At 43.3% G+C, this 11,308-nt stretch carries 12 protein-coding genes; all 12 read left to right on the top strand.

Translation table 11 applies throughout. The annotated features are described in order from the left end of the window. The first annotated feature begins 60 nt into the window (after nt 1-60). Entirely contained in the window at nt 61-399 is a 339-nt protein-coding gene (locus HMPREF1115_RS10845) for a type II toxin-antitoxin system RelE/ParE family toxin (protein ID WP_000767875.1), read from the top strand. Further along, nucleotides 392-1,477 (top strand): HigA family addiction module antitoxin, encoded by a 1,086-nt coding sequence (locus HMPREF1115_RS10840; protein WP_000066249.1) that lies wholly within the window; start codon nt 392-394, stop codon nt 1,475-1,477. Before HMPREF1115_RS10845 ends, HMPREF1115_RS10840 begins: the two co-directional genes overlap by 8 nt. Before the next feature lie 129 nt (nt 1,478-1,606). After that, the gene (locus tag HMPREF1115_RS10835; protein ID WP_000438479.1) at nt 1,607-2,011 is read left to right on the top strand and encodes a YbgA family protein; all 405 of its coding nucleotides are present in this window, start codon (nt 1,607-1,609) and stop codon (nt 2,009-2,011) included. After that, nucleotides 1,995-2,360, top strand: a complete 366-nt coding sequence (locus HMPREF1115_RS0102300) for a TIGR02328 family protein (protein ID WP_001241810.1) — start codon at nt 1,995-1,997, stop codon at nt 2,358-2,360. Before HMPREF1115_RS10835 ends, HMPREF1115_RS0102300 begins: the two co-directional genes overlap by 17 nt. Before the next feature lie 185 nt (nt 2,361-2,545). Beyond that, entirely contained in the window at nt 2,546-2,839 is a 294-nt protein-coding gene (locus HMPREF1115_RS10830; protein ID WP_000797742.1) for a helix-turn-helix domain-containing protein, read from the top strand. 352 nt (nt 2,840-3,191) lie between these two features. Next, nucleotides 3,192-5,441, top strand: a complete 2,250-nt coding sequence (gene metE / locus HMPREF1115_RS10825) for a 5-methyltetrahydropteroyltriglutamate--homocysteine S-methyltransferase (RefSeq protein ID WP_000108243.1) — start codon at nt 3,192-3,194, stop codon at nt 5,439-5,441. A 94-nt stretch (nt 5,442-5,535) separates the two neighbouring features. Further along, entirely contained in the window at nt 5,536-6,402 is an 867-nt protein-coding gene (metF, locus tag HMPREF1115_RS10820) for a methylenetetrahydrofolate reductase [NAD(P)H] (RefSeq protein WP_002882688.1), read from the top strand. Nucleotides 6,403-6,898: 496 nt separating this feature from the next. Then, the gene (gene pnp, locus HMPREF1115_RS10815; protein WP_000166426.1) at nt 6,899-9,112 is read left to right on the top strand and encodes a polyribonucleotide nucleotidyltransferase; all 2,214 of its coding nucleotides are present in this window, start codon (nt 6,899-6,901) and stop codon (nt 9,110-9,112) included. Nucleotides 9,113-9,127: 15 nt separating this feature from the next. Next, on the top strand, nt 9,128-9,745 hold the full coding sequence (gene cysE / locus HMPREF1115_RS10810; protein ID WP_000539964.1) for a serine O-acetyltransferase: 618 nt from the start codon (nt 9,128-9,130) through the stop codon (nt 9,743-9,745). A gap of 49 nt (nt 9,746-9,794) precedes the next feature. Further along, the gene (locus HMPREF1115_RS10805) at nt 9,795-9,995 is read left to right on the top strand and encodes a YdeI/OmpD-associated family protein (protein ID WP_002882686.1); all 201 of its coding nucleotides are present in this window, start codon (nt 9,795-9,797) and stop codon (nt 9,993-9,995) included. 13 nt (nt 9,996-10,008) lie between these two features. After that, complete coding sequence (locus HMPREF1115_RS10800) at nt 10,009-10,773, top strand: nucleoside phosphorylase (protein WP_000923403.1); 765 nt, start codon at nt 10,009-10,011, stop codon at nt 10,771-10,773. 8 nt (nt 10,774-10,781) lie between these two features. After that, complete coding sequence (locus HMPREF1115_RS10795; protein WP_000301975.1) at nt 10,782-11,303, top strand: dihydrofolate reductase family protein; 522 nt, start codon at nt 10,782-10,784, stop codon at nt 11,301-11,303. The last annotated feature ends 5 nt before the right edge of the window (nt 11,304-11,308 follow it).

Below are 11,308 nucleotides of genomic sequence, written 5' to 3'. Positions count from 1 at the left end.
GTCTAAAGATGATATAATTAAATTACCTAAAAGGTAATTTAATTTAACGGAAAGGGATATATGAAGCTTATCTATACTAATAAAACTGTTAAAAAGCAGTGCACAGAGCTGAGGAGAGCGAAAAAGGATTTTTCGGATAAGGTTGCTGTAAAGTTGCATCAGTTGATCAACTTTTTGGAAGCGGCGGATTCTTTGGCTAGTGTGACGGCTTTTCCTAAGTATCACTTTCACCAACTCAAGGGAAAGCGACAGGGACAGTTTGCTTTGGATATAGATGGTCGAAAGAGTTCCTATCGGTTGATTGTAGAATTTCGGGAGGAGGATATGGAGAAGGTATTTCCTAGTCCTGTAGAAATCGAAATTCTAAAAATAGAGGAGGTCAGCAATCACTATGAGTAATAAAATTGTTGAATACAAAGACCTGATTGCTTTTCATCCAGGTCAGTATGTTGAGGAGTTGATTGAAGATTATAATGTGACGCAGAAAGAATTTGCGGAGCGTTTGGGAGTTTCTGCAAAGACTGTCAGTAAGCTTGTCAATGCGGAGGAGTCCATTAGTAAGGAAACAGCTCATAAGTTAGCCAAGCTAAGTGGAGTTTCTATGCAAACCTGGCTCAATCTTCAAAATGCTTATGATGTAAAAGTTGCAGAGATTGTAGAACAAAAAGAGCTAGAAGAAGGTAGCGAGAAAGAAATCTGTGAGATGATAGATTTCAAGTATTTTAAGGAAGAAGGCTACGTGCCAGACAAACGCTATAGCTTGAAGGAAAAGATTATCGAGCTTCGCAAGATTCTAGGTGTGGCAAGTCTAGAAAACCTTACATCTTTTAACCATCTGGTCAGCTATCGTAATACACGTGAGTTTACAACTAAAAGTATAGTAAACTCTAATATCATGCTGGAGTTGGCATCTAAAAAAGCGCGTGATAAAACGACTACCAAGCTCAATCGTAGAAAGCTAGAGAGAAGCCTGCCTGCCTTGAGAAAGTTGACGAGACAAGATCCAGAAGTTTTTCCTCAACGCTTGTATGATATCTTGCTAGACTGTGGTGTTGTTCTAGTTGGTTTACCTGCTTTGCCAAATGCCAATTTGAATGGAGCGACTAAAAAGTTCAGTAATGGCAGTGCCTTGCTTTTACTGACGGATCGAAACAAAGCGTCAGACATTTTCTGGTTCTCACTATTTCATGAGATTGGGCACATTCTGGAGAATGATTTTTCATCTGATGAAGGAAACAGTGAGTCCTATCTTCGTTCTGAGAAACAGGCAGACCAGTTTGCAAAAGATTTCTTGATTAGACCAGAAGATTATCAAGCTTTTGTCAAAAAAGAAAACTTTGATAAGACGGATATCATACGTTTTGCGGAGGAAATCGATATTCATCCGAGCGTTGTTTTAGGCAGATTACAAAATGAGGGTATTCTAGGTTTTGACCGTTTCCGAGAACTAAAAGAGAATTATTACTTTGTTTCCTAAGTGTCAAGAAATTTTAGAAGAAGAAAAAAGATTCATGCAGTCAGTTATGTGAAGTTATTAATTCGCTCATTTTTTAGATACAACATTGTTTCCATATTTCCTGGAAACGGATAGAAAGCAAGGAGAAACATGGAACAAACTAATCAAAAATCTCAGTGCCAACAACTCTGGGCTAGAAACAAATACCTCGTTTTGAGTCATTCCAGCAATATTTACAATGAGATTCGCCAATACTTGAAGAATGAACAGGTGGAGCTGAGTCAGGTTCAAGAGATGATTGATCGTGCCTGTCAAATCCCAGAACACAGGGGTCAGGTTTGCAATGCCTTTCAGCATATTTGGGGCTATTTCAAAAAGAAAGCGACAGATGCCGAGTGTAAGGACTATATGCTCTTACTGGATCGCTACCGCTTTGGTCAGGTTTCCAAGGAAGACTTGATTGCTAAGACTCGAGAGTTGCTGGATCGCTATCCGAATACCTACTTGCAACATTCGACTTTACTGAAAGGAGACTCCCATGAGACTTTGGCATGAGGATTTGATTTCACAACTTCCCCGTCCGCAACTTTTGGGGCAACATCGAGAGTGTTGCGCATTGCGTGGCAATGGCTGGGGGAGAAAGCATGCGACGGTGGACTATGTCTTTACTCACTCGCCCTATCATCTCTATGCCTATCATCGCTTGATCATGGAGGAGATGGCAATCCGTGGCTACAATGTCAGTCCAGAGTGGCTGGACAAGAACTACCGTGGCAAAATTTGCCCTCCCTATGAAGACTTGCCTGAGGAAAGGTTGGGCAATCCTATCTATAGTGAGCATGATGCAGAATACTATGAGGAGTGTCTGGCTAATCTCCGAGAGAAGGGGATCGAGCTGGAGTAATAGCAAAGATTAGCTCCAGATTATAACTCTTTTCGTTTTTTTTCGAATAATTAAAAGTAGATCTTTAGAATGATTCTAAGGTCTACTTTTTGTAAGTAATTGGATTTACTTATAATAACTTTTAAGTTATAATTTTAAAAAAGCCAAGAGTGAATTGAAGGACATAAAAGAAAGAGGGCTAAGTAATGAAGAATAGTGCTATCGGGAGTAATTGGAAGGATGTTCGGTTAGAACTCTTTACCAAGGAAGAAATTCTTGAAAGTGATATGCGAGTGGCTATTATGAGTGAGTTGATTGAGGCTAGACATGAGCAAGGTATCAGTCAGAAAAAGCTAGAGGAACTCAGTGGAGTAAGCCAGCCTGTCATAGCTAGGATGGAAACAGGAAAGACTAGTCCTCAGTTGGATACGGTCTTGAAAGTCTTAGCCAGTTTAGGAAAGACACTAGCAGTCGTCCCACTTGAACAGGAAAAAAGTTGATAGAGATGAGATTACTTGGTTGGCTAAAATCATCCACTGGATAATTTTACCTCCCGTCCGCACTTTTTCAGGGAAATATCAGAATTAGAAAAGAAAACCAACCTATAGTCTTTTCTAATAACAAGCCATAGTCACTTATGAGAATAATCTATAGCTCGTTTGAGCATTCCAACTAAAATACAGCCACAAAACAAGCAATACAAAGGACTTGAAACACTGGTCTCAAGTCTTTCTCTTTTGTTCAAAAAAGTGATATAGTTTCAAACTATATCAAAGCCTAATTATTTACAATTATACAGACAGTTTCTTTTCTGTTAAGATAGTTTCAACAACAAATTTTGGAGGACACATCATGTCAACTACGATCATCGGTTTCCCTCGTTTGGGTGAATTCCGCGAATTAAAATTTACAACTGAAAAATATTTTAGAAAAGAAATCTCAGAAGAAGAACTCTTGGCGGCAGCAAAAGAATTGCGCGCAAAACACTGGAACATCGTCAAAGAAAAAGGCATCACTGAAATCCCATCAAACGACTTTTCTCACTATGACAACTTCCTGGATGCAGCTTTCCTTTTCAACGTGGTACCTGCATCCGTTCAAAACTTGGACTTGTCTGACCTTGAGCGCTACTTTGCTTTGGGTCGTGGTTACCAAGGAGAAAAAGGGGACGTTCGTGCCCTTCCGATGAAGAAATGGTTCAACACCAACTACCACTATATCGTGCCTAAATTTGAAAAAGACACTCAAGTTAAATTGGCTGGTCACAAGATCTTTGATGAGTTCCAAGAAGCAAAAGAACTTGGATTGAACACTCGTCCTGTTCTCGTCGGTCCATTCACTTTCCTTCAATTGTCTGACTTTGAAGAAGGCGTGAAAGCAGAAGACTTTGTAGATAGCTTAGTGGCTGCATACCAAGAAGTTTTTGCTAAATTGGCGGAGCTTGGTGCAACTCGCATCCAACTCGACGAAGCGGCTCTTGTCAAAGATTTGACAGCTGAAGAAAAAGCTCTCTTCTTGAACCTCTACAACAAGCTTTTGGCTGACAAAAAAGGTCTTGAAGTCTTGCTTCAAACTTACTTCGGTGACGTTCGTGACGTCTACTCTGATCTTGTGAACTTGCCAGTAGATGCGATCGGTCTTGACTTCGTTGAAGGTAAGAAAACTCTTGAACTTGTGAAAGGTGGTTTCCCAGCGGACAAGACTCTCTATGCAGGGATTGTCAATGGTAAAAACATCTGGCGTAACAACTACGAAAAGAGCTTGGCTGTTCTTGAACAAATCCCAGCTGAAAACATTGTCTTGACAAGCTCATGCTCACTTCTTCATGTGCCATTTACAACGGCTAACGAAGAATTTGAACCAGCTATCTTGAACCACTTTGCTTTTGCAGTTGAAAAATTGGATGAAATTCGTGATTTGGATGCTATCCGCAATGGTCAAGGTGAACAAGCTCTTGCAGCCAATAAAGAACTCTTTGCGACTGAGCGTGTGGGTGAAAATGCAGAACTTCGTGCGCGCATCGCTGGATTGACAGACGCTGACTACACTCGTTTGCCAGCCTTTGCAGAACGTGAAGCTATCCAAGAAGAAGCCTTTAAACTTCCAGCCCTTCCAACAACAACCATCGGTTCATTCCCTCAAACTAAGGAAGTCCGTGCTAAACGTTTGGCTTACCGTAAGGGTGAATTGTCACAAGAAGAATACGACGCTTTCCTTGCTGAAACTATCGACGAATGGATCAAATGGCAAGAAGAAGTTGGATTTGACGTGCTTGTACACGGTGAGTTCGAGCGTAACGACATGGTTGAGTACTTCGGTCAAAACTTGTCCGGTTACCTCTTCTCTAAGAATGGTTGGGTACAATCATACGGTATGCGTGGGGTGAAACCACCAATCATCTGGGGTGACGTGACTCGTCTTAACCCAATCACTGTCAAATGGTCTAGCTACGCACAAAGCCGTACTGACAAACCTGTTAAAGGTATGTTGACTGGACCGGTTACCATCCTTAACTGGTCATTCCCACGTGAAGACATCTCTATTAAGGACTCAACTCTCCAAATCGCCCTTGCTATCAAGGATGAAGTTCTTGACCTTGAAGCTGCTGGTGTGAAAATCATCCAAATCGACGAGGCTGCTCTTCGTGAGAAATTGCCACTTCGTCGTAGCGACTGGTATGAAGACTACCTTGACTGGGCTATTCCAGCCTTCCGCTTGGTACACTCTACAGTTGCGCCAGATACTCAAATCCACACTCACATGTGTTACTCAGAATTTACAGATATCATCCCAGCCATCGACAACATGGATGCGGACGTTATTTCCTTTGAAGCAAGCCGTTCAAACCTTGAAATCTTGGACGAACTCAAAGCGAAAAACTTCCAAACAGAAGTGGGACCTGGGGTTTACGATATCCACTCACCTCGTGTGCCTAATGAAGGCGAAATTGACCACACGATTGATGCTATTCTTGCCAAAGTTCCAAGCAAGAAAGTTTGGATCAACCCTGACTGTGGTTTGAAAACACGTGGTATTCCAGAAACAAAAGAAAGCTTGATCCGCCTTGTCGAAGCAGCAAAAGCTGCGCGTGAGAAATTGTAAGATAAGATTTCTCTCTTGACCCTGACTGATCAAGGAACTGCTTGGCCCTAGCTGGCTCAGCAATCATGAAATCAAAAAGAAAAGGATAATGACTATGTCACGCCAAACTCCGTCACTTTCATTTGAAGTGTTCCCTCCAAACCCAGCTGTGGGTAATGATAAAATTATTTCAGCCTTGCAGGATATGCGGGAGCTGACACCGCACTTTATCAGTGTGACTGCCAGCAATAATAAATTTAATATCAAGGAAACAACGGTTCGTTTGGCTGACTTTATCCAGAATGACTTGGCGATTCCAACCATTGCCCACTTGCCAGCCATCTATCTGACCAAGGACAAAGTTGCTGAAACCATTGCAGACTTGGACAAGGTTGGGGTACAGAAAATCTTGGCCTTGCGTGGGGATATTATCCCTGATGTGGAACCGCAAAAGGATTTCCGCTACGCAACGGATTTGATCGAGTTCATCAAGGAACAAGCTCCTCACTTTGATATTGTTGGTGCTTGTTATCCAGAGGGACACCCTGACTCTCCAAACCAAATCTCGGATATTCAAAATCTCAAGAAGAAAGTGGATGCAGGTTGTTCCAGTCTCGTAACGCAACTTTTCTTTGACAATGAGCGCTTCTACGATTTCCAAGATAAGTGTACCTTGGCAGGGATTGATGTTCCCATTCATGCGGGGATCATGCCCATTCTTAACCGTAACCAAGCGCTTCGTCTATTGAAAACGTGTGAGAATATCCATCTTCCACGCAAATTTAAGGCCATCTTAGACAAGTATGAGCATGACCCTGAGTCGCTCAGAGCAGCAGGACTTGCCTATGCCGTGGATCAGATCGTGGACTTGGTAACCCAGGATGTCGCAGGTGTGCATCTCTACACCATGAACAATGCTGAAACAGCAAAATACATCCACCAAGCAACCCATGCCTTGTTTAACCATCAGTCTTTAGGATAACAAAAAGCAAACCATTCTTCTCAGGTGAGGGGAATGGTTCCTTTTTAATAGAAAAGCCCGCACTTTTTAAGAAAAATATGATAAAATAGACTCTGTACGTACTTGATACAAAGATGAGGGTATAAAAGTGTTAAAGGCTTTGTCGATTCTCAATTTTATGACAGAAATTTTTTCATAATTTGTTATTTTCAGTATTTAGTTTGAGCGACACGAACGAGTCAAATCGATGTTATTTGACGAGAGAGTTAGTAAAGCATTTAGCTAATCACATGATAGCGATTAGCGTGAAAGGCTTAGATGCTTTAGCATCAATCCTTTCTAATGATTTGTATCTTGAGTAATTGAACCCGGCCGAAAAGCTGTGTAAAAAAGATAAACTGTCTTGTCTTCATCGAAGACTTCGCCAGTTTCCTATTTTTACTTTGCTTTTTGCGACCTTAGTATCTTGATCTTTGTAGGCAAGGCGTATAATTTCATCAATCCAAAGGGGATTAAAATGACAAAACAAGTGTTTCAAACGACTTTTGCGGGTCGTGAGTTAATCGTAGAGACTGGTCAGGTTGCTAAGCAAGCAAATGGCTCGGTTGTTGTGCGTTACGGTGAGTCAACTGTCTTGACTGCGGCCGTTATGTCTAAGAAGATGGCAACTGGGGATTTCTTCCCTCTTCAAGTCAACTACGAAGAAAAAATGTATGCGGCCGGGAAGTTTCCTGGTGGCTTTATGAAACGTGAAGGACGTCCTTCAACAGATGCGACTTTGACAGCGCGTTTGATTGACCGTCCAATCCGTCCCATGTTTGCGGAAGGTTTCCGTAACGAAGTGCAAGTCATCAATACGGTTCTTTCTTACGATGAAAATGCATCTGCACCAATGGCAGCTATGTTTGGTTCATCCTTGGCACTTTCTATCTCAGACATTCCGTTTGACGGTCCAATCGCTGGGGTACAAGTGGGTTATGTCGATGGCCAAATCATCATCAACCCTACTCAAGAACAGGCAGAGCAATCGCTTCTTGAATTGACAGTTGCAGGAACTAAACATGCAATCAACATGGTTGAGTCTGGTGCCAAAGAATTATCAGAAGAAATCATGTTGGAAGCTCTTCTCAAAGGGCACGAAGCTGTTAAAGAATTGATTGCCTTCCAAGAAGAAATCGTTGCGGCAGTCGGTAAGGAAAAAGCAGAAGTGGAATTGCTTCATGTAGATGCTGACTTGCAAGCTGAAATCATCGCAGCCTATAACAGCGACCTTCAAAAAGCGGTTCAAGTAGAAGAAAAATTGGCTCGTGAAGCTGCAACTCAAGCAGTTAAAGACCAAGTGACTGCTGTTTACGAAGAAAAATATGTAGACCACGAAGAATGTGACCGTATCATGCGTGATGTGGCTGAAATCTTGGAACAAATGGAACACGCTGAAGTACGCCGTTTGATTACAGAAGACAAGGTGCGTCCTGATGGTCGTAAGGTCGATGAAATCCGTCCTTTAGATGCGCAGGTTGACTATCTTCCTCGTGTACATGGTTCCGGTCTTTTCACTCGTGGACAAACTCAAGCCCTTTCAGTTTTGACCTTGGCTCCGATGGGAGAAACTCAAATCATCGATGGTTTGGATCCAGAGTACAAGAAACGCTTTATGCACCACTATAACTTCCCTCAATACTCTGTAGGGGAAACAGGCCGTTACGGTGCGCCAGGTCGTCGTGAAATCGGTCACGGTGCTCTTGGTGAGCGTGCCCTTGCTCAAGTTTTGCCAAGTTTGGAAGAATTCCCATATGCTATCCGCTTGGTGGCTGAGGTCTTGGAATCAAACGGTTCTTCTTCTCAAGCCTCTATCTGTGCAGGAACCCTTGCCCTTATGGCTGGTGGTGTGCCGATCAAGGCGCCGGTAGCTGGTATTGCTATGGGTCTCATTTCAGATGGAAATAACTACACAGTCTTGACGGATATCCAAGGTTTGGAAGATCACTTTGGAGACATGGACTTCAAGGTTGCAGGTACTCGTGACGGGATTACAGCCCTTCAAATGGATATCAAGATCCAAGGGATTACTGCTGAAATCTTGACAGAAGCTCTTGCCCAAGCCAAGAAAGCCCGTTTTGAAATCCTTGATGTGATTGAAGCAACGATTCCAGAAGTTCGTCCAGAATTGGCTCCAACTGCTCCGAAAATTGATACCATCAAGATTGATGTGGACAAGATCAAGATTGTCATCGGTAAGGGTGGAGAAACCATCGACAAGATTATCGCTGAAACAGGCGTTAAGATTGATATCGACGAAGAAGGAAATGTGTCTATCTACTCTAGCGACCAAGATGCCATTAACCGTACCAAAGAAATCATTGCTGGTTTGGTTCGTGAAGCCAAAGTGGATGAAGTTTACCATGCCAAGGTTGTTCGTATCGAGAAATTTGGTGCCTTTGTCAACCTCTTTGATAAGACAGATGCACTTGTGCACATTTCTGAAATGGCTTGGACTCGTACCAACCGTGTCGAGGACTTGGTAGCTATCGGTGATGAAGTCGATGTTAAGGTTATCAAGATTGATGAAAAAGGCCGTATCGATGCCTCTATGAAAGCCCTTCTTCCTCGTCCGCCAAAACCTGAGCATGATGAAAAAGGCGAAAAGTCTGAGCGACCTCACCGTCCACGTCATCACAAGGACCACAAACCTAAGAAAGAAGTTACAGAAACACCAAAAGATTCAGAATAAGAAAAGGAGAAATGTATGGGATGGTGGCGCGAAACCATTGATATTGTAAAAGAAAATGATCCAGCGGCACGCAACAGTTTGGAAGTTTTGCTGACTTATCCAGGTGTCAAGGCCTTAGCTGCCCACCGTCTCTCGCATTTTCTCTGGAAGCACGGCTTCAAACTCCTGGCTCGGATGCACAGTCAGTTTTGGCGCTTTTGGACACAGATTGAGATTCATCCGGGTGCTCAGATAGAATCAGGTGTCTTTATCGACCATGGCTCAGGCCTGGTGATTGGAGAGACGGCGATTGTTGAAAAAGGCGTTCTTCTCTATCATGGAGTGACTCTTGGTGGAACAGGGAAGGATGTTGGCAAACGCCATCCGACTGTGCGTAAAGGAGCTCTCATATCAGCCCATGCCCAAGTCATCGGACCAGTGGAAATCGGTGAAAATGCCAAGGTTGGTGCAGCAGCAGTTGTCGTGGCAGATGTACCTAGTGATGTGACGGTTGTCGGTATTCCAGCTAAGATCGTCCGAGTTCATGGACAGAAGGATGAACCAACGATCCACGAAGTCGAAGAAAAACGAGAGTACTACGTCAATAAACTAGAGCAGGCTAGAGAAGCCAGTCACAGATCGTCAGGGTTGTAGGATAGGGTAGCAAAGTTATCGAGGTGAAGTATGACAGGAGGTAAGAACTATGTCAGATTTATCAGACGCAATTTTGAACCAGGCAGTTCTTGAGTTGCAAGAACGCTTGGATGGTCTTGCTAAGGAGCGCTTTATTAAACTGCCACCTAGCCACCAGCGTGAATGGGCTCATTATATCAGTGAAGCCAAAAAAGATGAGACCAAACTGCGCCGTCTAAATAAAATGAAGGCGGATTTGCTGGAGCCTTAAAGAAAGAGAAGTTATGCTATTAGAGGAATTTGAAGATGTAGCAGCAGTTATTGAGCCAACTGAAAAGCCAGTCCATGACAAGGGAGAGGTATGCGAAACCATCATTCTGTCCTTTAATGGCGAAATTCTGAAACGTTTGATTGAGTCAGAAGATGTCTATCCGGGAGGCTATTTGAAAAGCATAAACGGCCATCATCCATGGTATATTTATGGCCAAGGACCTAGCAAGCTAGCAGTTATGTTGGCTCCAATTGGGGCTCCCATGATAGTCGGCCAGCTGGAGGAGTTGGCGGCCAGAGGCTTCAAAAATTTTATCATTTTAGGTTCCTGTGGCGTTTTGGACCGCTCAATTGAGGCGGATAAAATTATCCTACCTGCGGCAGCATTGCGAGATGAAGGAACTAGCTATCACTATGCCCCACCGGGTGATGAAGTCGCCTATGACGAGTCTCTGCTGATCGAGCTGGAAGCCATCTTTGACAAGCACAATATCGAACATATCCGCACCAAGTCTTGGACGACTGATGCCTTTTATCGAGAAACGCCTGATAAGGTCAAGCGTCGCTTGGCTGCTGGAGCCAAAGTGGTGGACATGGAAGCTTCAGCTATCATGGCTTGGAGTCAATTTCGCAAGAGTAAAGTCTATCAGTTCTTCTACACAGCTGACTATGTGGATCATCATAACCGAACCTGGGATGCCCGCCATGAAGAGCGGACAGCTGATGCCATGACTTTTTTCACTATCGCTTTGATAATAGCAAAGGAACTAGAAAGGTAACTACAAGAATGGCAGTATATTTTTACGGCTGTATCACCATGGATGGCTACTTGGCAGATAGCCAGCACAGGATAGACTGGCTGCATCAGCTTGGTTCTGTAGAGGATACAGGCTATGATGACTTTTACAGGCAAATGGATATCACCATCATGGGCAAGCGGACCTTTGAGGAAATCCAAGATTTGCAAGATGTAGAAAGTTTTTATCAAGCTACGGAGAACTATGTCTTTACGCATGATAGGCACCTGCCTGTCAGCAATTACCAGCCAGTAGCTGGGGATGTGGTGGACTTTGTTCACCAGATTGACAAAGGTAAAAATGTCTTTGTGATTGGTGGTAATTCCTTGGTAGGACCGCTCTTGGATGCGGATCTTTTCGACCACCTCATTATTCAGATAGCGCCCCTTATCCTAGGAAAGGGGGTTCCCCTCTTTACCCAAGAGGAAGGGCAGCGCTTTTACCAATTGGATAGCCTCAGACAATTTGGTCCTTTTGCAGAGATGGTTTTCAGCCGAAAAAGTCAGAAATAGAGAAG

Origin of the sequence: Streptococcus oralis SK610 (assembly GCF_000257455.1) — a bacterium.
In the GTDB taxonomy this organism is placed as follows: Bacteria; Bacillota; Bacilli; order Lactobacillales; family Streptococcaceae; genus Streptococcus; species Streptococcus oralis_CB.
The sequence above is the reverse complement of the archived record's forward strand: the minus strand, read 5'-3'. Positions and strand labels throughout refer to the sequence as shown.